We start from the raw sequence: 23,520 nt of genomic DNA on the forward strand, positions 1-23,520 counted from the left end.
TGCATGAAAAAAGGCTGTAAAGAAAAAAGAAAAGCAGAGCAAGAAAACTGGACACCACTTCTCCATACGAAGGATGCTCTACAACAAATACATAAAGTCTCTAATTCAGCACAGGTGCGTTCGTCTACTTATCGTTTAGCCTATATCGATCAAGAGTTTATGATGCGTCCAGAGCTGCGCTCACAACGTATTGGTCTTGAATTTTTAAAGCCGGAAATAACTCTTAAAGAATATAATATTCAATCGACAGTTGTTTTGTTTGGTGGTGCGCGCATTCCTGAACCTAGGCAAGCTGCGTGGGCAGCAAAAAATGAAACACAAAAGAAAAATTTGCGTGCTATGTCACATTATTACGATGAAGCAAGAGAGTTTGCGCGTTTGTGCTCACTCTATTCTGCTACGACAGAATATCGTGAATTTGTGGTTGTTACGGGGGGCGGACCAGGGATCATGGAGGCGGGAAATCGTGGTGCTTGTGATGTTGGGGCTCCAACAATTGGCTTGAATATTATTTTACCGCATGAGCAAGAGCCTAATTCATATGTTTCGCCGCATTTGTGTTTTAATTTTCACTATTTAGGGATGCGAAAAATGCATTTTTTATTACGAGCGAAAGCATTAGCCATTTTTCCTGGAGGATTTGGGACTCTGGATGAACTGTTTGAGACGTTAACTTTAGTACAGACGGGGCGTATGAAACAGGTACCAATTTTATTGTTTGGCAAAGAGTTTTGGAGCAATGCTATCAACTTTGAGTATCTATCTGCACAAGGTACGATCTCTCCCAGTGATGTTAATTTTGTGAAATTTGTCAATACAGCAGCAGAAGCGTTTGAAGAAATTCGTTCTTTTTATATGCTGCCTTAACAGTTTTTGAGGCGTTAACGCTTGAAGGATCATTAATATTCTACTTTGGTTAAATAAAGTCCTGAGGGGGGGGCAACAACACCACAGCGTTTGCGATCTTTAGCGTGAAGAGCTGCTTCAAGATCTTGTGTTGTCCAACGTCCAATACCCACTTCCATGAGGCTTCCTGCGAATGAACGGATTTGATGATGAAGAAAAGAACGAGCTTGTGCATAAAGGAAGATTTCCTCTCCTTCTCTTTGAACATCAAGGCGTTCAAGGGTACGAATAGGGCTTTTGGCTTGGCAATGTGCTGAACGGAAAGTTGTAAAATCATGTTGTCCAACAAGCTTTTGCGCAGCTTCATGCATAGCTTCAGCATTAAGAGGTTTTGGTATCCACCATACGCGTTTGGCATTTAGAGCTGGTGGAGAGCGGCGATTGAGAATTTTAAAAAGATAATGGCGCTTTACAGCGGAAAATCGTGCATCAAAGTCATCAGGGACATTTTGTACGTTTAGGATTGAAATCGCTTCTCCCTGTTTACGTAAAAGAGCATTGAGTGCGTCACGCACAGTATGGGGGGGCCAGTTTTTTTCAAAATCAACATGGGCAACTTGTCCCGTGGCATGCACCCCTGCATCCGTTCGTCCTGCTGTTGTTATGGTCAATTGTTGTCCACTGAAGCAAAAAATCGCTTGTTCAAGAGCTCCTTGTATCGTGTGAAGTTTTGCTTGACGTTGCCAACCAGCATAATTTGAACCATCGTATTCAAGAGTGAGTTTAAAACGTGGCATATTAAAAAACAGCAGAAATATGAGCGCCTCGCAAGAATGTTGCGCTATCAAGAATTTTACCGCCAGATCTTTGGAGAGAGGTTATTTCTATCCGTCCTTGTCCACAATGAATAATCAAAGAATTTGGTTCTATCCTCCCAATTTCAAAAGAAGCTCCTGTTGTTAAGCGACTTTCAATAATTTTTACGCGTTCTTCTCGTCCACCGATATTCATATTGCACCAGCAACTAGGAGAGGGAGAGAGCGCGCGAATATGCCTATGAATAAACTCTGCAGGTTTTGTCCAATCAATGCGGGTTTCTTCTTTCCTAATTTTGGCTGCATAGGTGATGCCTTCCTCTGATTGTGGGGTCAGTTTAAGTTGTCCTTTTTCAAGAGTTGATAGAGCTTCTATCATAAGTTCTGCGGCTATATTTGAAAGTTTATTTGAAAGCTCAGCGCTGGTGGCGCTATCAGTAATAGGGAGAGAACGAGAAAGAGCAATAGGTCCTGTATCAAGTCCTTCATCCATTTTCATGATCATGATACCTGTTTCCTTATCACCGGCCATAATTGCTCGTTGAATAGGTGCAGCACCACGCCAACGTGGTAAGAGTGAAGCGTGGGCATTAAAACAACCAAAACGCGGTGCTTCGAGAATAGCTTTGGGTAACAGGAGTCCATAAGCCACGACAATAGCAGCATCAACAGAAAGTGCTGCAAATTTTTCTTGTTGTTCGGCTGTTTTAAGTGTTTGAGGCGTAAAGATAGGAATAGATTTTTCTTTTGCTACCGTGTGAACAGCTGAGGGGATTAATTTAAGCCCCCGACGTCCTGCTGGACGAGGGGGTTGACTATAAACAGCGACAACATCATGACCAGCATTCAATAAAGCATGTAAAATGGGAACAGAAAAATCTGGTGTTCCCATAAAACTTAACCGTAATGCCATTACAAAACTGCTTCCTGTGTGTTTTTTTCTTTTGCGCGTTTTTTAAATTTTCGTATCACCATATCGCGTTTGATCTTTGAAATGTAATCAATAAAAAGACGCCCATTTAAATGATCAATTTCATGCTGTAAGCAAGTCGCCAAGAGATCATCTGCTTCAATTTCTGTCTGTTTTCCTTCACGGTCCTGATAGCGAACACGCAGACGTTTAGGGCGTTCAACTTCCGCAAAATAGTCAGGAATAGAAAGACAACCTTCTTTATAAATATTGCGCTCATCTGAAAGCCATAAAATCTCAGGGTTGATAATAACAAGTGGTTTTTTCTGCTCATCTTCAGAATTTCCAGAGACATCCATAACCAACATACGTAGTGGTATACCAATTTGAATAGCAGCAAGACCAACACCTTTAGAATGATACATGGTCTCCAACATATCATCTGCGAGCTTTTGGAGAGCTGAATCGACCTGCTCAACGGGTTTGGACTCTTCCCGTAAAATCGGATCAGGTAAAATAACTAAAGATCTTATTGGCATAAGAAGAGATTAATCAAAGGTTTGTTATTGGTCAATATTGAATAACGGATTCTTGCATTTTTTTACCATAAGAGCGTTATATTACCTTTTATGTTTGATTCGTTTTTTTCTATACTCACTGGTGAGTTTTTTTCTAAATTAATCGTTTTACTTTTATTTACACTTGTCTGTTTGGCATTTTTTATGCTGATACATTCTCATCGAAAAAGAACATTTTTGGAACAAGAAACTGCTGAACGTGCGCGTGAGGCACAAATGCAGATGGCTACCTTGCTAAAAACACAAGCTGAAATGCAAGGGCGAATGCAAACGATGGCGGAAATTTTTGGTCAACGGCAAGCTGAATTGAATAAATCGCTCAGTGAGCAACTCAATGGAATGACAACAAGCTTAGGTCAAACACTTCAGGTACAAACTAAATCCACTTATGAAAATTTGAATCGTTTGCAAGAACGTTTAGCAGTGATTGATGCGGCACAAAATAATATTCAATCGCTTACGGGACAAGTTGTTCAGTTACAATCCATTTTAAGCAATAAGCAGACACGTGGTACCTTTGGTCAGGGGCGGATGGAAGCAATTATTGCTGATGCCTTACCAGCAAATGCCTATGCTTTTCAGGCTGCTCTTTCCAACGGAAAGCGCCCAGATTGTCTTATTCATATGCCCAATAAAGCACCTTCTCTTGTTGTTGATGCTAAATTCCCTCTAGAGGCTTGGAATGCTATGCGTAAAGCCGCATCAACGCAAGAGCGTCAAGAGGCAGAACGCCAATTTCGTACCGATATGGAAGTCCATATCCGTGATATTGCGCAGAAATATTTAATTCCTGGAGAAACCCATGACACTGCTTTCCTTTTTGTGCCATCGGAATCAATTTTTGCAACAATTTATGAGGACTTTGAGGCATTGGTACAAAAAGCCAATAGAGCCCATGTGATTATTGTTTCACCATCTTTGTTGATGCTCTCTGTCCAGGTTGTACAAACCATTATGAAAGATGCGCGGATGCGTGAACAAGCGCATTTAATTCAATCAGAAGTGGCAAAACTGATGGAAGATTTTGGACGAATGGATATGCGTGTTCGCGCCCTACAGAAGCACTTTTACAAAGCAGGTGAAGATATAGAGGGAATTTTAATATCATCTTCCAAAATTATGAAACGGGCAAATCGCATTGAAACTTTCGAATTAAAAGAAAATTACTCTGAGCCAACAAAAATGACAACATCCGCTCAGTCACAAACATTGCGTTTAGTTGATGAGGAATAACGCAAAACAATTTTCTTAAATATCACAAGTTAGATCACGCTCTTTATTGATTGGTAATCATTTTTTAGTATCTCTATCTTGTTTTATTTCTTAAACGAGAGGAATAGAGAATATGCGACACCTTTTGTTTTTAGGGGCATTGGTGTTTCTGCTAGGGGGCTGTGCAACAACCACTCCCACTCACACAAACAATGCTTGCGCTATTTTAGCACAAAAAAATGGTTTTTTTGATAATTGGGGAAAGGCGTCTCAAAAAGCAGAAATGCGCTATGGGATTCCTATGCCTATTATTCTTGCAACCATTAATATGGAATCAAGTTTTCGTCATAATGCACGTCCTCCACGCAAAAAACTACTTGGTTTTATCCCATGGAAGCGTCGGTCGACAGCTTATGGTTATGCTCAAGCGCTTGACAGTACATGGGCAATGTATCTTCGCTCTACAGGAAAGTCTTTTGCATGGCGTACGAATTTCGCAGATGCTGCTGATTTTGTTGCTTGGTATCATCGCCAAAGTGTTCAACGCAATGGCGTGAGGTTTGATGATGCATATAGCCTTTATTTAAATTATCATATGGGACATGGTGCTTATGCGCGTAGTGGTGGGCATGTCACTGTTGCACTTTCACAGGCAGCACAGCGCATGGCAAGAATATCGAAACTCTATGAACAGCAATTAAAGAGATGTGGATGGCGTTAGGGAGGATTTTTGAAAATATCAATCAGAGAATTGATGTGGTGAAATTATTCGAAAGAAAAAACCCTTATGATATGATAAAATAGTGTCGTTTTTCCGATCGTTCAATGAAATAAATTGTTTCTTTAGAATAAACTCAAGCGACAGAAAGCTTTTGCAATACACAATGTGTTTGAAGATACTCTCGACATTTTTACCTCCTTTGTTTAAAAAATTTACAATGGAAATTATCTTCTATTTAGCGCTGGCATTTCGCATTGGGCTAAGTACCAGAGATTATGAAAATTTTAAAATATAATATCATTTTTATTTTCATTATGCGTATTACTGGCTGATTATTACATGAATATTTTCTTTGCTAAGCGTATAAAATAGCAATTAAAACAAATGCAATTCGGGCATTATAACAAGGGTAAAGTATTCGATATAAAAAAACGAGAAATGCATTAAACGAAAAAACGTTATTTTGTATAAAGAGGGCAATACAGTCTTCAAAAGAACTAAGTGTATTTAGTATTGTATGAAATAAAACATACTCGTCCATCCAGTCCATCTTAATTGAAAGAAGTTATCTTATTGTATTGTAAAAACACTCCCGTTTATAGGATGATAAGGTATATGCAACTTTACACACAATGAATACTCAGGGTAGGGAGTATTCAGAGAAAGATTTGTAGCGCCTATGAAGTAACAAGTCAGCCTCCAATGTTGTGATAGCTTTTGCATTTGAGAATATTTATGAGAAGCATTTTAATTCTTTTTCTTAAATGGTTTAAGCATATTGATTTATAAAGATAATATATCGTTATTTATATTAAAGTAAGAATCTCGAATGGCGTAGGGTTTTATCGTTTCAGATCTCTTGAGGTTGAATCAATAAAACCATTGGCTTGCACATAACAAGCACAATGGGCATGTGGATAAGAACTGTGAAAGAAAAGACTAAAAATGTTTTTTATGAACATACATTCTCAAATATAAGAATTTTTGCAACATTAGGGATTGAAAAGTATAATGATGGTACTGCTTTACTCCTACACCTCCAACATCGTTTGTGATGAGTAAGGAAGGAATCCAATTGATTCAATGCGTTATGGCTTATGGTGAGAGAGGTTTATTTTGTTTAGAGTTATCACTTAATAATATAAATAAATTATAATGATAACAATACGTTATTTAAGATTTAACATGCTTCAGTATTGAGTTGGTGAATGCTACTCAAGGGGATAATTTTTTAAATTGCTAGGACATCTGATAAGACTAAAAATATTCAACAAAAGTCCTGCTTCGCAATAATTGGAAAATATATCTTAGCCTTCTATTCCCAAATCTTTGTTTAGGAACTTCTTACCTTTTAAAAGGATATCGATAATTAACAGATTATGATTTTGTGGTGAAGAAGGATTCAAATTTTGTCCTTTGAAAATATAAGGTGTCAGTTAAATAGCCCCTTTTTTATTTCTATATAAAGCATAAAAAATTATCTCTTTCCATTGTTATGTAAAGTAAAACTTTACAATCCAACAAATGATTAGAAACGCATAATGATAGCATTAAAGCAAGGAACGCGCTACTGGATAAATGGTTACAGAGCACATAAACCTTTTAAATTTATGCACACATCTTTTATTATAATTAATTCCCTTGATAGAACAGTTAGCCCTTTTGGTGGAGCTAAGCGGGATCGAACCGCTGACCTCTTGCATGCCATGCAAGCGCTCTCCCAGCTGAGCTATAGCCCCTATAAAAACAAATTGTCCCAAAAGGACAGTATACAATTCCAGCTTTTCTAGAACGATCAAACTTGAAGATCAAGAAGAATTTACATTTAATGGAAAAGATGTCCTCTTTTACTTCTTTTAAGCATCATCATCATTAGAAACACCGCCTCCGAGAATATCAGTAACGTCATCATCTTCATCGTCACCATCATGAGACAAAAATGTATCATCATCATCATCACCAAGATCTACATCACTATCTTCTAAATCAGGAAGATCGTCATCTTTAGAATCCACATCATCATCTTCAAGAAGCATAAAAGCAGATTTTTCAAGTGCTGTATCAAGCTCTTCAGTATCAACTTCTTCTTCATTATTTGCTTCAGCTGCTGCAACTTCAAAGTAAGAACGCGGATAAGAAATTCCTGTATAGGGCGACACAATAGGATCGCGATTTAGATCGTAAAATTTTTTTCCTGTTTCTGGATCAACACGTTTAGTTCCGAGTTCTTGTTTTGCCATAAGCCGTGCCTCTTTGATTAACTATTATTCCATTAAAAGATAAATTTTATGGTGCTTAATCGAAAAATAATACCTTTGTCAAAGATAAATACACTGTTCCACAGTGATTTTTTCATGACGTCTTTTAAAGCATGTGCTAAAGGATGCACAATTTCATAAAAGTTAGATAGAATTAAATAGAATTTCCATGCAAAAAGCAATCCCTATAACCACCTATAAATCGAGTAGTCTCTCTGGAAAAATTCAAATACCAGGAGATAAATCAATCTCTCATCGCTCTCTTATATTGGGAGGATTAGCAAGTGGTGAGACATATATTCATGGATTACTTGAAAGCGCTGATGTACTCAATACAGCTGCTGCTATGCAAGCTATGGGTGCCTGTATTATTAAAAAAGAAGACTTCTGGATCATACGAGGAACAGGGAATGGTTGCCTTTTAGCTGCACAAAAACCTTTAGACTTTGGAAACGCTGGAACAGGTGCTCGTTTGGTTATGGGAATGGTTGGTCCGTATCATATGAAAACAACCTTTATTGGTGATTCTTCTCTCTCTAAACGTCCAATGGGACGTATCCTTGATCCACTGCGTCTCATGGGGGTTGAAATTGAGGCAACGCGCGACGATCACCTTCCTTTAACGCTTTATGGTCCGAAAATGGCTAATCCGATACGTTACCGTGTTCCAATAGCTTCCTCCCAAATTAAATCAGCAATCCTGCTTGCTGGACTCAACACCGCCGGCACTACAACTGTTATTGAACCAGTTCTGACACGAGATCATACGGAAAAAATGTTAAAAGCATTCGGTGCGCAACTTGAAATAGAAAAAGATAACGAAGGTGCGCGTTTGATTCATCTTAATGGTCAACCCCATCTTACTGGACAAACGATTCATATTCCGGGTGATCCTTCTTCTGCTGCTTTTCCAATTATCGCAGCCCTTCTTGTAGAAGACTCTGATATCACCATTGAAAATGTTTTGATAAATAACTCTCGAATAGGACTTATCGAAACATTGTGGGAAATGGGTGCTCAAATTGAATTTTTGAACCGACGTCAAACAGGTGGAGAGGATGTTGCTGATCTACGGATAAAATCATCGGTCCTTAGAGGCGTTACGGTGCCCAAAGAACGTGCTCCATCGATGATAGATGAATATCCTGCTTTGGCAGTAGCAGCAGCCTTTGCAGAAGGCAAAACAGTTATGCTAGGCATTGAAGAATTGCGTGTAAAAGAATCAGATCGATTGTCTGCTGTTGCTCAAGGATTAAAAATTAATGGCGTAGACTGTGAAGAAGGTCAAGATTTTCTTGTTGTTTATGGAAAAGGTTCTGCCAAAGGTTTGGGGGGTGGGTATGTTGCCACACATCTTGATCATCGAATTGCTATGTGTTTTCTCATTTTTGGGCTTGTGTCAGAAAAACCTGTTACCATTGATGATAAACGAATGATCGCTACGAGCTTTCCAGAATTTATTCCTTTTATAAAAAAACTTGGGGGGAGAATCGCTTGAAGCCTTTTGTTATTGCTATTGATGGACCTGCAGCCTCAGGCAAAGGAACCTTAGCACGTAAAATTGCTGCACATTATCATCTTCATCATCTCGATACTGGTCTCACTTATCGTGGTGTTGCTTATGCGCTTTTACAACAAAATTTATCTCTTCATGATGAAAGTAATGCTATTATTTATGCTAAAGAACTTGATTTTAATACCTTAAATCCTTCTCTTCTTTCTTCTCATGAACTTGGTGAAGCGGCTTCAAAAATAGCAATTAACCCTGCTGTACGCAAAATTCTTGTCGAAAAACAACGCAACTTTGCTAAAGTTTTGCCCGGCTGTGTGCTTGATGGGCGTGATATCGGAACGATTGTTTGTCCTGATGCCGATATCAAGTTTTATATTCTAGCCAATGTTCAAACACGCGCCAAACGCCGCTACCAAGAGATTTTAAAAAAAGGTGTTCAAGCAAATTATCATGAAATCCTAGCTCAACTTGAACAGCGCGACAGTCGCGATATAACGCGCAAACAAAGCCCACTAAAACCAGCAAAAAACGCCCACTTGCTTGATACGTCAGAATTGAGTATAGAAGCAACATTTGAAATTGCATGTAGTTTTATTGATCCAATCATAAAAATGCATATAATTGGATAAATTCGTCAAGGTGACTTCCGGCCTAGCGCTAACTTTTTTTCCTGTATTTAAGGAAAAAGGCAAGAAGTTGCTTATGTTAACACTAACCTAGCGCTCATACCTTATAATACAAGGTATATATTAGGAGTTCTTATGTCACAATACAATCCCACAACAGCGGATTTTGAAGCCCTTTTAACAGAATCTTTTCAAACTAATGATCTTAATGAAGGATCTGTTGTTAAAGGTCGTGTTATTGCAATCGAAAAAGACATGGCCATTATTGATGCTGGTCTTAAAGTCGAAGGACGTATTCCTCTCAAAGAATTTGGAGCTAAAGCAAAAGATGGTTCTTTGCAAGTTGGCGATGAAGTTGAGGTTTACATTGAACGCATTGAAAATGCGATGGGTGAAGCTGTTTTATCGCGTGAAAAAGCACGGCGCGAAGAAAGTTGGGTCCGTTTGGAGGAAAAATTCAATGCTGGTGCGCGCGTTGATGGAGTGATCTTTAGCCAAGTAAAAGGTGGTTTTACAGTCGATCTTGATGGTGCCGTTGCTTTCTTACCTCGCAGCCAAGTTGATATTCGTCCCATTCGTGATGTTTCACCTCTCATGCATAATTCACAGTCCTTTGAAATTTTGAAGATGGATCGTCGTCGTGGCAATATTGTGGTCTCACGCCGCACTGTTTTAGAAGAAAGTCGCGCTGAGCAACGTTCAGAAATCGTACAAAATCTTGAAGAAAACCAAATCGTTGAAGGTGTGGTGAAAAATATTACAGATTATGGTGCCTTTGTTGATCTTGGTGGGATTGATGGTCTCTTGCACGTTACAGATATGGCATGGCGGCGTGTTAATCACCCATCTGAAGTGCTCACAATTGGCCAAACGATTAAAGTGCAGATTATTCGCATTAATCAAGATACGCACCGTATTTCTCTTGGAATGAAACAGCTTGAAAGTGATCCTTGGGAAAGCATCAGTGTCCGGTATCCGATTGGTAAAAAAATTACGGGTGCTGTTACCAACATTACTGATTACGGTGGTTTTGTTGAAATTGAACCAGGAATCGAAGGGCTGATCCATGTTTCTGAAATGAGCTGGACAAAGAAAAATGTTCATCCTGGAAAAATTCTGTCTACATCACAAGAAGTAGAAGTGGTTGTTCTTGAGATTGATCCTTCTAAACGGCGTATTTCTCTTGGCTTAAAACAAACATTTGAAAATCCATGGGAAGCTTTTGCCAATAAATTTCCTGTCAATTCGCAAATTGAAGGAGAGGTTAAAAATAAAACAGAATTTGGTCTCTTTATTGGGCTTGAAGGCGATGTTGACGGTATGGTTCATCTGTCTGATCTTGATTGGAACCGTCCTGGTGAACAAGTCATTGATACTTACAATAAAGGCGATATCGTTAAAGCTGTGGTTCTTGATGTTGACATTGAAAAAGAGCGCATTTCTCTTGGAATTAAGCAGCTTTCCAGCGATAAAGTTGGAGAAGCAGCTGCTTCTGGCGAATTGCGAAAAGGTGCAGTTGTAACATGCGAAGTGATTGCTGTTAACGACAATGACATTGGTGTGAAATTGATTGACCACAACCTTGAGACAACTATTCGGCGTGCTGATCTTGCGCGTGATCGTGATGAGCAACGTCCTGAGCGTTTCGCAATTGGGCAAAAGGTTGATGCTCGCATCACAGCATTTGATAAAAAAACACGTAAAATTTCAGTATCAATCAAAGCTTTAGAAATTGCAGAGGAAAAAGAAGCTGTTGCACAATATGGTTCTACAGATTCAGGTGCTTCTCTTGGTGATATTCTGGGTGCAGCTTTGAAAAAACAAGAACAAGATTAATCATCAATCATTAAAGTTGATGTTGTTATTAAGGTCACTCATTTTAAGAGTGACCTTTTTATTTTCTAAAGAAATTGTCTACTTATTTTTTAATTATTGCGTCAAAAATTGCAAATGCTTGCAAATAAAAACAAAAAGTTTGTTTTTTTGTCTATCAACGGTTCACTATTCAGATAAAATGCTTACAATTTAAATAAAAAACGATGTAATTAAATAACAATGGGACATGGCGTGCATAATATCCTTCATAAAATACTTTTTTCTCAAACAGAGAGAAAAGATCATTTTACTAATACGGATTTTCCTCTTCGTGCAATTTATAAAGTACAGGAAGATCTTTATAATTTAGGGCATGATATAGCTTCTGGTAAAGAAGTTTTACTCCCTGAATATGAGGGAGTAGAAGATTTTCGCAAGAGATTGAATGAAAGTGCTAAACTTATTCTTCATGCCTTTCATACCAGTGATTTTGCTGCCCAAAATGATGAGACCATCGCACCGTCTGCTCAATGGCTCATTGATAATTATTACGCCATTGATAAAACCATACAACAGCTACGCCGTAACCTCCCCAAGTCCTTTATAAAGCAACTTCCTCTTTCTAGACAAAAAGCAGGAATGCCACGAATTTTTATTTTAACTTGGCTTTATATCGCGCATACTGATAGTAGTTTTTCACAAGAAACACTGACTGCTATGATTAATGGATTTCAAGAAGTTTGTGCGCTCACAATTGGTGAATTGTGGGCTCTTCCTTCTGTGATGCAGATGCTGCTCATTGAAAATGTCCGTCGTCTTTCAGTCCGTATTGAAAAAGCGCGGCGTATGCGTCATCTTGCTAGTCAAGTGGCTGATAAAATTTCTCTTGTAGAAAATAAACCAAAACTCCATTCTATTTTTACGCAGTATCAACCACTTACTATTGATCCAACCTTTTCAGCGCATTTATTTTATCGTTTGCGCAGTGCATCTATTGATTCAACCGTAGCATTAACTTGGCTTGAAAAACAATTGGAAAGCCAAGGCAGTAGCTTAGAGATTGCAACAGCCGATGAACACACCCGACAAGCAGCAGATGGTGTGACCATGGGTAATATTATCAGTGCTCTTAAAGCTATAGATGATGTTGATTGGACAGCATGGTTTGAAACAGTAAGTTGTGTTGATTCTATTTTGCGTAAAAATAGTGATTTTTCTGAAATTGATGCTCACTCACGCAATATTTATCGACAAGTCATTGAAAAAGTTTCACGCTTTTCACCTCTTAGTGAACTGGAAGTTGCACATAAAGTTGTAGAAATGGCAAATTCCACTTCTAAAGATATGCCTCATCATTCTTGTGTGGGGTGGTACCTTGTTGATGATGGTTGTGGTATATTTGAAAAGGCTTGTGGATATATTCCGCCCTTTCTCATAAAATGGACACGCGCTTCCTGTTGCTCAAAATTGAGAGTCATGGCCGTTCCTGTCTCTTTTCTAACGCTTGCTCTTTTGCTTGTAATTTACGTTTTTTTACAAGTGTCTGGCATGACACAATGGATGTCTTTTTGCTTTACTGTATTGGCGCTTTTTCCTGCTATCGATGCTGCTTTTGCTTTATTTAACACTGTTGTTTCTTGGTTTGTCCCATCAAAACAACTCATTGGTTATGAATATAAAGAAGGTATTCCAAAACATGCGCGGACAATGGTTGTTGTACCTACTTTGATGACATCACGCGATGATATTGATGAACAAGTGCGCAATCTTGAAGTGCACTATCTTTCCAATCCTAAAGGTGCCATTCATTTTGCACTCATTACAGATTGGGTGGATGCTCCATTAAGAGAAACGCAAGATGATCTTGATTTATTACACTATGCGCAAAAGAGTATTGATAAACTCAATAGTCGTTATCATCGTGATGAACTTCCGCTTTTTTTCCTTTTACATCGCCGACGCCTTTATAATACAAGCGAAAAATGTTGGATGGGATGGGAACGAAAGCGAGGAAAACTTCATGAACTCAATCGACTCTTAAGAGGCGATAAAAACACGAGCTTTTATCCTCCCAATCCACGTCTTCCTATGGATTGCCGTTTTGTTATGACTCTGGATTGTGATACACGTCTTACTCCAGAGAGCGTCACACAACTTGTTGGAAAGCTTAACCATCCACTCAATCATCCCATTTTTGATCCACAAAGTGGAAAGGTTGTAAAGGGCTATAGCATTTTACAACCACGCATTATTCCTTCTCTTACAACAGAAAAAAAAACATCAATTCTCCAACGCGTTTTTTCTACCAACCGTGGTATTGATCCTTATGTTTTTGCTGTTTTTGATACGTATCAAGATCTTTTAGGAGAAGGCACCTTTATCGGTAAAGGGCTTTATAATATTGATGCATTTGAACGAGCACTTTACGGCAAAATTAAAGAAAATACTGTTCTCAGTCATGATCTCTTAGAAGGAGGATATGCTCGTACTGCTTTTGTAAGTAGCGTAGAAATTGTTGAAGATTATCCGACAGCTTATAATATTGATGTTATGCGGTATCATCGCTGGATCCGCGGTGATTGGCAACTTTTACCTTATCTTTTTTTTCCTCGTCAAATAAGCTTTGTAACGCGTTGGAAAATGCAGGATAATTTACGTCGTTCTCTCATGCCACTTATGTGGTTAATCGCAGCATTTTCAGGCTGGACTCTTTTGCCATTAAAGAGTGCAATCGTCTGGCAACTATTCTTGTTGTTTAGCTCCTTCATTTCACCCATTCTATGTGTATTAAAAACGTTTGTCTCATCCAATATAGATCATTCTTTGCGTGGACATTTTCAATTAATTTGGAACAAAATTGCTCTTACAAGCGCTGATATATTTCTTAAAACGACGTTTCTTGCGCATTCGGCGTATTTTATGACCGATGCGATTATTCGTACACTCTATCGTATGACGATTTCAAAACAGCATCTTCTTGAATGGAAAACTTCTGCCGCAACAAAATCAATACCCAATAGTTTGCGTTTCTATGTTTTTACAATGGCACCAGCATCGCTTATTGGTATTCTTACTATAGCACTCCCCCTTTTTTCTGATAGTTTTGCAAGCTTGGTTGCTTTGCCTTTTGGGATAGCATGGTTTTTTTCACCCTTCATTGCTTGGATTGTGAGTCAACCTTCAACCTTTCAAGATAGCCTTTATCTTTCTTCAAAAGATGAAAAAAAACTCCGTTCTATTGCACGGCGGACATGGCTTTATTATGCAACTTTTGTCAATGCACAAAACAACCATTTGCCTCCTGATAATTTTCAAGAAGATCCTGAACCTCTTGTTGCTCAACGTACATCGCCTACGAATATTGGCGTTTATCTCCTTTCTATTATTGCAGCACGTGATTTTGGCTGGATTGGTTTTGAAGAGACCATCACACGTATTGAATGTACATTACACTCTCTTGCAAAAATGGAAAAGTTTCGTGGTCATCTCTATAATTGGTATGAAACGGATACACTCAGACCTCTTTTACCTACTTATGTATCAACCGTTGATTCAGGGAATCTTGCCGGTCATTTGGTAACACTCTCTTCTGCTTTAAGTGAATGGGCTGAAAAACCTCATATTTTTTTTCAAAGTGACCGAGAAGGCTTATCGGATGTTCTTGCTATCCTTGAAGAAACTGTCAGAGAAATTCCAGATCATAAACCCAGTTTACGATCTTTACGCCAAAAAATCGAAGAAAACATTACTCGTTTTCATGATTCTGTCTTCACTTTTATAGAACAAGAAAATACGATCTCTTCTCACGTCATGGAGCTTTCACAGGCAGCTCACGATATTGTGCACTTAGTCGGTGAATTTGATCAAAAAATTCAAACGATAGAATCTGCTCGTGCGCTCTCTTGGGCTAAATGCCTTCTCGACACCTGCAACGCTCATCATCATGATGCTACTGATAATTGTGATACTGAAAAATTATGTAAAAAACTAAACCAGTTGGCTATAGCAGCACGGCAAATAGCCTTTGAGATGGAATTTGACTTTTTAGAACAGCCTAAACGGCACCTTTTATCCATTGGATATCGTGTGCAAGAAAACAAACTCGATGAAAATTGTTATGATCTGCTTGCTTCAGAAGCACGTCTTGCAAGCTTTTTTGCTATCGCAAAGGGAGATATAAAACTTAAACATTGGTTTCATCTTGGTCGACTCCTTGTACCGATAGGTTGGAAAGGTGCGCTCCTATCATGGTCTGGTTCCATGTTTGAATACCTTATGCCCTCTCTTGTGATGCATGAACCGTTAGGATCTCTACTAGATCAAACAAATCGATTAATTATTCGATGTCAAATACAATATGCCCATAAACGAGAATTGCCATGGGGTATTTCAGAGGCCGCATTTAATGCTCGCGATCATTTAATGAACTATCAATATGCTCATTTTGGTGTTCCAAGTCTCGGCCTCCAACGTGGACTCTCACGCAATGCTGTCATTGCTCCCTATGCCAGTCTTCTAGCGGCACAATATGCACCTTCTTGCGCTGTCGCTAATTTAAAACGACTCCGTGATCTTGGAGCTTTAGGGACATATGGTTATTATGACTCTATTGATTTTACTCCTTCACGCGTGAAGATAGGGGAAAAATACGCCATTGTACGCAATTATTATGCGCACCATCATGGCATGTCTATCCTTGCTCTTAACAATGTTATTTTTCAAGGGCGAATGCGTGATCGTTTTCACAGAGATCCCGTTATTGAAGCAACACAATTGCTCTTACAGGAAAGAGCGCCTCATCTCATTCCTATTATTCATACCAAAGCTGTTAATAGTATGCGCAATAAGTCTCAAGCATTTGACGCTGCCCTTTTGCGTATTATTAAAAATCCGTTGCTCAAACCACGAGCAACTTTACTTTTGTCTAATGGCTCTTATTCTACCATGTTAACAGCTAATGGTTCTGGTTACAGCCGTTGGCACGATTATGCGATTACGCGCTTTATTCCTGATGCAACAGAAGATCAACAAGGTACTTTATTCTTCTTACGTGATACGTATAGTGGACGCTGGTGGTCTGTTACTGGTGAACCAACACGCGTTATTGAAGAAGAAGCTGTCAGCATTTTTACAGATGAAAAGGCTGAATATACAAAAATAGTTGATGGTATTAAATCAACACTTGAATGTCTTATTACATCTGAAGGATGTGGCGAAGGGAGACGTCTTCAACTGATGAATACGACACATAAAGATTGTCTTATTGAAGTTACTTCTTATGGTGAACTGGCACTCGCAACAATGGACGTAGATAGTGCTCATCCTGTTTTTTCTCGTATGTTTATAGAGACAGAAATTGCTGAGGAAGGCAAAACAATTTTTGCCAAAAGGCGTAAACGCTCACCTAGCGACCCTGATATTCATATTGCTCATTTTGTTTCTAGTACAACAGATACTCTCCAAGAGACAGAAGCTGAAACAGATCGCTCTCTGTTTATTGGTCGGGGGCGATCTATTCATCGTCCCGCTGCATTTGACCAAAATACTCGTTTTAGTAACAGTCAAGGTTGTGTTCTAGATCCTATTATGTCATTGCGCTGCTGTGTACAAATTCCAGCCCATGGCAAAGCAGAACTTATTTTTTGGACTTTCGCTGCTCGTACAAAAGAAGCGCTAAATAATCATATTAAACATTATCGACAACCTGATATGTTTCAAAAAGAACTTTCAATGGCATGGACGCGCTCACAAGTTGCACTGTATCAGAGTGGAACTCAGCTTAAAGAAGCTATTGTTTATCAAAAATATGCAACACCGCTTATTTATCCAGAAAGAACGTGGCGTCTTCCTTCTGAAATATTAGCAAAAACGCTAGGAAAACAGTCTGATCTTTGGCCCATGTCCATTTCAGGAGACAATCCACTCTGTCTTCTTAGATTAAATAACGAGGGAAATATAGCTGTACTGCGTGAGCTTCTTAAAGCACACGAATATTGGCGTATGCGCGGTCTTATTGTTGATTTGGTCATTCTCAATGAACAAGCATTTTCCTATATACAAAATACACAACGCGCTCTTGAGTGGGTCTGTGAATCTTATCGTCGCCACACGCAAGAAGCAGATGGATGCCAACATATTTTCATGCTTCGACGCGATCAAATGAGTGAACAGAGTTTTAAAACGCTTCTTGCATCAGCGCGTATCGTTCTTGATGCCCAAAATGGCTCTTTATCTGAACAACTTAAACGGCTTGATGAGAATGATTTTAATCTCACAATTCATAAAAATTATCAAGAATCTTATGATCAATTAGACTTGCCAAGATATAACGAAGGACAGCAATTTACAACACAAACTGAACAAAATCTTTTTTCTTCCATTGGTCTTATTAGCCAACAAAAACCATCTTCTTTCCCTACGAATGGAGAAGATCTAAGATATTGGAATGGTTACGGTGGTTTTAATCAGCATAATCATTATGTAATACGTCTTCATGGACGTACCAATACACCGCATCCGTGGATTAATGTCATTGCTAATCACAGGTTTGGTTTTCATGTCTCTGCTGAAGGTGCAATTTTTACTTGGGCTAACAATAGCCGCGATTATCAACTAACTCCTTGGGCGAATGATCCAACGTTTAACCGACCAGGAGAAGCACTTTATTTGGTTGATCGCCAGTCTTTAAAACGTTTCTCACCCGTTTCTACTGTTGAATGTGACGAAAATATTGTCTATGAGGCGTGTCATGGGTTTGGATTCTCAACTTTTAAATCAACACATTCAGAAATCGCATTAGAACTGACCCATACACTTGATCCTGAAAAACCTATTCGCTTTTCACGTCTTATCCTTACGAATGAAGGGAAAAAACCACGCAGTTTACGCCTTTATAATTATGTTGAATGGGTTTTGGGAAATGTCCGTACAAAATATGCTCCCTTTATTGTTTCCTCTTATGAGGCCAGATGGGGGGCGCATTTTATTCAAAATCCCTATCACATCGAGAAATCTCAACAAGTTACATTTTTATCAGCCTCCGAAATGCCAACCAGTACGACCACCAATCGCGCTGAATTTATCGGTGCAACGGGAACCGTAACACATCCAAATGCGATCCATAAAGCTGGTGCTCTTTCGAATACCATTGCAGCAGGATGTGATCCTTGTTCAGCATTTGCCTATGATATTGATCTTTTGCCAGGGCAAACAAAAGAAATCATCTTCTATCTTGGCAGTGCTGAAAATAGGCAAGAAGCTGAAAAACTACTTGATCAAGCACGTGCAAGCGATTTTGAAATTCTGCTCACAAAACAAAAACAACAATGGAGTGATTTTGTTTCTCCTTTCCAAGTCAAAACACCTGACTCTTCTTTTAATCTTATGGTCAACCACTGGCTTCCCTATCAAATTTATGCATGCCGCATCATGGCACGCGCAGGCTTTTACCAAGCGAGTGGTGCATTTGGCTTTCGTGATCAGCTACAAGATAGCTTGTCTTTGTTATTGCTGGAACCACAATTGGCTCATGACCAATTGTTAAATGCTGCAGCGCACCAATTTCTTGAAGGGGATGTGCAACATTGGTGGTTGCCTGATACAAATGCTGGTGTTCGTACGCGGATTTCTGATGATATCGTTTGGCTTGCATATGCAACAGCTTTTTATGTCAATACCACTGGCGATGATGCCTTTCTTGATACGCTCATTCCTTTTATTGAAGGTGATGTTCTCAAAAGTGGGCAACAGGATGCTTATTTTCAACCCACCCAATCCTCAAAGGTTGCAACAGTTTATGAACATTGTGCTTTAGCTTTAGACCTTGCCATTAAACGCTGCGGACCACATGGTCTCCCTCTTATGTTAGGTGGGGATTGGAATGATGGCATGAATTTGGTGGGTGTGGAAGGAAAAGGCGAAAGCATTTGGTTAGGATGGTTTCTTGGGTACACATTACAAGCATTTATCTCTTTAGCAAAGAAACGTGGTGACAACAGCCATATGCAAATATGGAGTACGTATCTTGAACGTTTAACAAAATCCCTAGAGAAAAACGGTTGGGATGGTGCTTGGTATCGACGTGGTTATTTTGATGATGGAACACCTCTTGGCTCTAAAATCAATGATGAATGTCAAATTGATACCATTGCTCAATCTTGGGCTGTCATTTCTCAAATGGCATCGCCTGAACGTCAAAAACAAGCGATGAAATCAATGTTGGAGCATCTCTATGATAAAAAAGGCGGATTCATTCGCCTTTTTTGGCCGCCTTTTGATAAAAGTACACTCGAGCCTGGTTATATAAAAGGTTATCCTCCAGGAATTCGAGAAAATGGTGGTCAATACACGCATGGTGCCATTTGGAGTATTTTAGCATTGGCTGAAATGGGACAAAACGATGAAGCTTATGCTTTATTTTCCGCGATTAACCCTATTAATCATGGACAAGATCCTGAAACTTATCGTGTTGAACCTTATGTGATGGCGGCAGATATTTATGCTGTTGAACCACGATGTGGTCAAGGCGGTTGGACTTGGTATACAGGTTCAGCTGGTTGGTTTTATCGTGCCGCAACACAAGCAATTCTTGGAATACAGCGTCAGGGAGACCTATTGTTTTTGCAGCCACATTTACCCTCTATTTGGCCAAAATATGAAGCAACAATGAAGTTTTATGATGCCGTTTATAGCATTAAAGTAAAATGGGGACCTAAAAATATGCTCTATGTTAATAGCAAAGAATATACCGAATTTCATACAGGGATAAAGTTACAAAAAACAGGTCAGCATGAAATTATACGTATTGTCAAATCTTAAAGATGAAAGATGAAAAAAGAGAGCAGACTTTTTATTCTTGTTCAAAACTGTAGAGTTGTTATATTGCACCGCCTATATTAGCCGTGTTGGTGCATAATGTTTTAGATTTTATGAAAATGAAAGAAAAAGGTTATGAATCATCCGGATATTGCTAGACGTGTTTACAATCACACTTGGAAACTTGATCCCATTATTCGGTCACTTCTTGATACGGATTTTTATAAGCTTCTAATGGTGCAGATGATTTGGGGGTTATATCCTAATGTTAATGTTACTTTTTCCCTCATAAATCGCTCTAAAACAATACGTCTTGCCGATGATATTGATGAGAGTGAATTGCGTGCCCAACTTGATCATGCTCTTAGTTTGCGCTTTACAAAAAAAGAAATGATTTGGCTTTCTGGTAATACATTTTATGGACGCAAACAAATTTTTGAACCGGATTTTCTTCAGTGGCTTGAGAATTTTCAACTTCCAGAATATGAACTCACCCGCAAAGATGGCCAATATATCCTTCATTTTCATGGACCCTGGGCCCATAGTTCCATGTGGGAAATTCCTGCCCTTGCTATTATTAGTGAATTACGTTCACGTGCTGCTCTCAAAAAACTAGATCGTTTTGCTCTTGATGTACTTTATGCGCGTGCTAAAGCAAAAATGTGGAGTAAAGTTGAACGTCTCAAAAAATTGCCTGATATTAAAATATCTGACTTTGGGACAAGGCGCCGCCATTCTTTTTTATGGCAGCGCTGGTGTGTGGAAGCATTAAAAGAAGGCATTGGTAATTCTTTTACTGGAACGTCTAATGTCCTTCTCGCCATGGATACAGATTTAGAAGCTCTTGGAACCAATGCTCACGAATTGCCCATGGTTATTGCTGCTCTTAGCAACAACGATGATGAATTACGCAGAGCTCCGTATCAAGTTTTGCAAGATTGGAACCGTTATTATGGTGGAAATCTTCTCATTGTTTTACCAGATACCTTTGGTACAGAAGCATTTTTACGCGATGCTCCAGATTGGGTAGCAGATTGGACGGGGTTTAGACCTGATAGTGCACCCCCTATTGAAGGTGGCGAACGTATTATTCAATGGTGGAAAGAAAAAGGAAAAGATCCACGCGAAAAACTTTTAATTTTTTCTGATGCTCTTGATGTCAATACAATCGAAAAAACCTATCATCACTTTCATGGAAGAGTGCGCATGAGTTTTGGATGGGGAACTGATCTTACCAACGACTTTGCGGGCTGTGCACCTCAAGAAATTGCAACACTTGATGCTCTTTCCCTTGTTTGTAAGGTGACCTATGCCAATGGTCGACCAGCCGTAAAACTTTCAGATAATCCTAAAAAAACGATCGGTGATTCAAAAGAAGTACAACGTTATCTCAATTTTTTTGGTAATAAAAAGCGAATTGCTGGACCTATAAAGACATAGTTTCCGGTTCTTTAAAACAAGTATATTGACTCATCATATTGTTTATAAGATTGATTTTTGTCCTCCCCTAAGGATGAGGATTCTTAACCTTTGCTGGTCTGTAAACAGTTCGGCTGTTTTTGAGCAGATTCTACTTGGCCTACCACGCATACGCTTCACTTACATAAGGCGCGATAGATAAGACTTAAAAGTATTTACGACGCATTAAAAAAATACTTAACGTGCCAAGGAAGTTTAGCCAAGGAGATTTTCTCATTTTAACCCTGTTAAATCAAGCACACTCATCTCCTTGCATGTATGAAGGTTTTCAAGTTCTAAGGGTTATTGTTGTAGTTTGACAGTAGGTTTTATACTAAGTGGGAAGAGGTTGGATTAAGTAGGAATACGTGGTAATTTGTTGTTTTTATGTACAATTTTAGCCATTAAATGCGCGTTTTATCAAAATAGATTTTGACACCTAAAATTGCAAAAATGACCGAAAATCAGAAAAAAGTGCGTTTCCATAAGTAAAAATAAGAAAAGACTTTCAAAACCCTTTGAGAACACCTTTAAACTCTTTGAAAAAAATAAATTGGTACAAAATCTAGTGCCAAAATATACAAAACCAGATGACAAGCTATAATTGTAGCATTAGGAATTACTAAGGCAACATTGGAGGATGACAAATAGCATGGTGACTATTGGTGTGCATTTTGAAAGGCAAGGATGATGGTGCTCAAATAGATTTTATACACTTTACAGGAGATTTTACTTTATCCATGTATGGTCTGCTATTATGAAATGAGTAAAGCGTTGAGAGATGTTTCATTAAAATAAATGTGTAAATAACATGATTTGGGAGACCTTTTGTTTTACGTGAGGGGCATGACTTCATTAAAAAACAGAGAATGCAATAATATTTTTATTTCGAATAAGCTTTATACAAAGACAGAGAAATTATTTATTCGCATATTATAATAAGAATGCGTGTATGTATAAAACAATTTGAAAAGCTCTGTTGTTTCTTATGAATTATTCTTCAGTTAATAACAGATGTAACATTAAAGATTGATATAATGGACCGGCTTCTTAACTGTATAAGTATAAAATGATGGTGTTTAGTAAGCTTTGTATTATATCCTCATTAAGAGATATGAAAAAAAACGAAATGTCTTTTAGAAAGAAATGACTATCATATCAATGACTTTTCAATGATGTATATGTAGAGATTCATACAAACATGCTTTACAAAAATAATGACTCTCTTCCATGAATGTGATTTATCATTGTTTACCAAGTAAGAACATTTTGAGTATTCATAAACAACTTTCTTTGTTCATAAAAATTATTTCACAGACATATTATTAATTAATTGCGTTCAAAAAGCTTGCTATTTCATATGCATTTTGGGAATGGAGAGCTTATATTCAAAACTTAAAAGTTCTCATAGTTTTTACAAATAAGTCGAAGCTAAAAAGAGTATCCCATAAAGTCTTTTTTATCATTAATAAGATGGACGTGTTACAATATAAATGGCAATCAGCAATAATATAACCGCAACAAGTAAAGAAATCCATAAAGGAGGGTGTAGCATTACAAAAAAGGATAAAAATCCTCCTGTCATACTCATCATTGCAAAAACTTTAACGAATGGAGAGATTGCTTTTTTTTCTTCCCATCGCTTAATAGGGGGACCAAAAATACGATGATTATTCAACCATTGATGAAAACGTGGAGAAGAACGCGTAAAACACCATGAGGAAACCAATAAAAAAGGCACAGTTGGCATAATAGGTAATACGATACCGATAATACCTAATATAACCATCGCCCACCCTGCTATATAATAGCAGATACGTAAAGGGTGCGATATCTTCAAATCTTTTTTCATTTTCTCGTACTATTTTCCTCTACGCAAAACCCTATACAAAAACATTGTATCTGTTTTTTTCTGTTTACATGTCTGAGTGTACAATTACGCTCTATCCCTTCA

Annotated in this window: 13 protein-coding genes and 1 tRNA gene; 8 read left to right on the forward strand and 6 right to left on the reverse strand. The window is 38.4% G+C overall.

All coding sequences use genetic code 11. The features are described from left to right. The first annotated feature begins 3 nt into the window (after positions 1 to 3). Positions 4 to 867, forward strand: a complete 864-nt coding sequence (locus tag ACFIMU_RS03030) for an LOG family protein (RefSeq protein WP_375606152.1) — start codon at positions 4 to 6, stop codon at positions 865 to 867. A gap of 32 nt (positions 868 to 899) precedes the next feature. Here the strand turns inward: ACFIMU_RS03030 and truA are convergent, their stop codons facing one another. From truA to def, 3 genes are read right to left on the reverse strand one after another with little or no spacing between them, the layout of a single operon-like run. Next, entirely contained in the window at positions 900 to 1,643 is a 744-nt protein-coding gene (gene truA, locus ACFIMU_RS03035; RefSeq protein WP_375696808.1) for a tRNA pseudouridine(38-40) synthase TruA, read from the reverse strand. A 1-nt stretch (position 1,644) separates the two neighbouring features. Then, complete coding sequence (gene fmt, locus ACFIMU_RS03040) at positions 1,645 to 2,574, reverse strand: methionyl-tRNA formyltransferase (protein ID WP_375606154.1); 930 nt, start codon at positions 2,572 to 2,574, stop codon at positions 1,645 to 1,647. Beyond that, positions 2,574 to 3,110 carry a peptide deformylase gene (gene def / locus ACFIMU_RS03045; RefSeq protein ID WP_375606155.1) on the reverse strand — a complete coding sequence of 179 codons (537 nt, stop codon included), beginning with the start codon at positions 3,108 to 3,110 and terminating at the stop codon, positions 2,574 to 2,576. The genes fmt and def overlap by 1 nt, the downstream gene beginning before the upstream one ends. A gap of 90 nt (positions 3,111 to 3,200) precedes the next feature. Here def and ACFIMU_RS03050 point away from each other — a divergent pair, with 90 nt between their 5' ends. Continuing rightward, positions 3,201 to 4,382 carry a DNA recombination protein RmuC gene (locus ACFIMU_RS03050; protein WP_375606156.1) on the forward strand — a complete coding sequence of 394 codons (1,182 nt, stop codon included), beginning with the start codon at positions 3,201 to 3,203 and terminating at the stop codon, positions 4,380 to 4,382. A 112-nt stretch (positions 4,383 to 4,494) separates the two neighbouring features. Then, positions 4,495 to 5,082, forward strand: a complete 588-nt coding sequence (locus ACFIMU_RS03055) for a hypothetical protein (protein ID WP_375606157.1) — start codon at positions 4,495 to 4,497, stop codon at positions 5,080 to 5,082. Positions 5,083 to 6,745: 1,663 nt separating this feature from the next. Here ACFIMU_RS03055 and ACFIMU_RS03060 read toward each other — a convergent pair. Beyond that, a tRNA-Ala gene (locus ACFIMU_RS03060) sits at positions 6,746 to 6,821 on the reverse strand. A 117-nt stretch (positions 6,822 to 6,938) separates the two neighbouring features. Next, entirely contained in the window at positions 6,939 to 7,322 is a 384-nt protein-coding gene (locus ACFIMU_RS03065; RefSeq protein WP_375606158.1) for a TIGR02300 family protein, read from the reverse strand. Positions 7,323 to 7,509: 187 nt separating this feature from the next. On the opposite strand from ACFIMU_RS03065, the gene aroA reads away from it, so the two are divergent. The 5 genes from aroA to pncB all read left to right on the forward strand — a co-directional run bounded on the left by aroA (position 7,510) and on the right by pncB (position 21,548). Continuing rightward, on the forward strand, positions 7,510 to 8,838 hold the full coding sequence (gene aroA, locus ACFIMU_RS03070) for a 3-phosphoshikimate 1-carboxyvinyltransferase (RefSeq protein WP_375606159.1): 1,329 nt from the start codon (positions 7,510 to 7,512) through the stop codon (positions 8,836 to 8,838). Beyond that, positions 8,835 to 9,482 carry a (d)CMP kinase gene (gene cmk / locus ACFIMU_RS03075; protein ID WP_375606160.1) on the forward strand — a complete coding sequence of 216 codons (648 nt, stop codon included), beginning with the start codon at positions 8,835 to 8,837 and terminating at the stop codon, positions 9,480 to 9,482. The genes aroA and cmk overlap by 4 nt, the downstream gene beginning before the upstream one ends. Before the next feature lie 132 nt (positions 9,483 to 9,614). After that, positions 9,615 to 11,315, forward strand: a complete 1,701-nt coding sequence (gene rpsA, locus ACFIMU_RS03080) for a 30S ribosomal protein S1 (protein ID WP_026500132.1) — start codon at positions 9,615 to 9,617, stop codon at positions 11,313 to 11,315. Between the two features lie 231 nt (positions 11,316 to 11,546). Next, positions 11,547 to 20,111 (forward strand): GH36-type glycosyl hydrolase domain-containing protein, encoded by an 8,565-nt coding sequence (locus tag ACFIMU_RS03085; protein ID WP_375696809.1) that lies wholly within the window; start codon positions 11,547 to 11,549, stop codon positions 20,109 to 20,111. A 132-nt stretch (positions 20,112 to 20,243) separates the two neighbouring features. Next, positions 20,244 to 21,548 carry a nicotinate phosphoribosyltransferase gene (pncB, locus tag ACFIMU_RS03090; protein ID WP_375614910.1) on the forward strand — a complete coding sequence of 435 codons (1,305 nt, stop codon included), beginning with the start codon at positions 20,244 to 20,246 and terminating at the stop codon, positions 21,546 to 21,548. Between the two features lie 1,483 nt (positions 21,549 to 23,031). Here the strand turns inward: pncB and ACFIMU_RS03095 are convergent. Beyond that, on the reverse strand, positions 23,032 to 23,418 hold the full coding sequence (locus ACFIMU_RS03095; RefSeq protein ID WP_375614909.1) for a YbaN family protein: 387 nt from the start codon (positions 23,416 to 23,418) through the stop codon (positions 23,032 to 23,034). Positions 23,419 to 23,520 lie beyond the last annotated feature (102 nt).

The sequence above is a fragment of the Bartonella sp. AC70YNML genome, from assembly GCF_042196545.1.
Taxonomy (GTDB): domain Bacteria; phylum Pseudomonadota; class Alphaproteobacteria; order Rhizobiales; family Rhizobiaceae; genus Bartonella.

Coding starts and splice junctions, on each gene's coding strand:
- pncB (WP_375614910.1), top strand. CDS start 20,244: ATGAATCATCCGGATATTGCTAGACGTGTTTACAATCACACTTGGAAA.
- def (WP_375606155.1), bottom strand. CDS start 3,110: ATGCCAATAAGATCTTTAGTTATTTTACCTGATCCGATTTTACGGGAA.
- ACFIMU_RS03095 (WP_375614909.1), bottom strand. CDS start 23,418: ATGAAAAAAGATTTGAAGATATCGCACCCTTTACGTATCTGCTATTAT.
- rpsA (WP_026500132.1), top strand. CDS start 9,615: ATGTCACAATACAATCCCACAACAGCGGATTTTGAAGCCCTTTTAACA.
- ACFIMU_RS03050 (WP_375606156.1), top strand. CDS start 3,201: ATGTTTGATTCGTTTTTTTCTATACTCACTGGTGAGTTTTTTTCTAAA.
- truA (WP_375696808.1), bottom strand. CDS start 1,643: ATGCCACGTTTTAAACTCACTCTTGAATACGATGGTTCAAATTATGCT.
- fmt (WP_375606154.1), bottom strand. CDS start 2,574: ATGGCATTACGGTTAAGTTTTATGGGAACACCAGATTTTTCTGTTCCC.
- ACFIMU_RS03065 (WP_375606158.1), bottom strand. CDS start 7,322: ATGGCAAAACAAGAACTCGGAACTAAACGTGTTGATCCAGAAACAGGA.
- aroA (WP_375606159.1), top strand. CDS start 7,510: ATGCAAAAAGCAATCCCTATAACCACCTATAAATCGAGTAGTCTCTCT.
- ACFIMU_RS03030 (WP_375606152.1), top strand. CDS start 4: ATGAAAAAAGGCTGTAAAGAAAAAAGAAAAGCAGAGCAAGAAAACTGG.
- ACFIMU_RS03055 (WP_375606157.1), top strand. CDS start 4,495: ATGCGACACCTTTTGTTTTTAGGGGCATTGGTGTTTCTGCTAGGGGGC.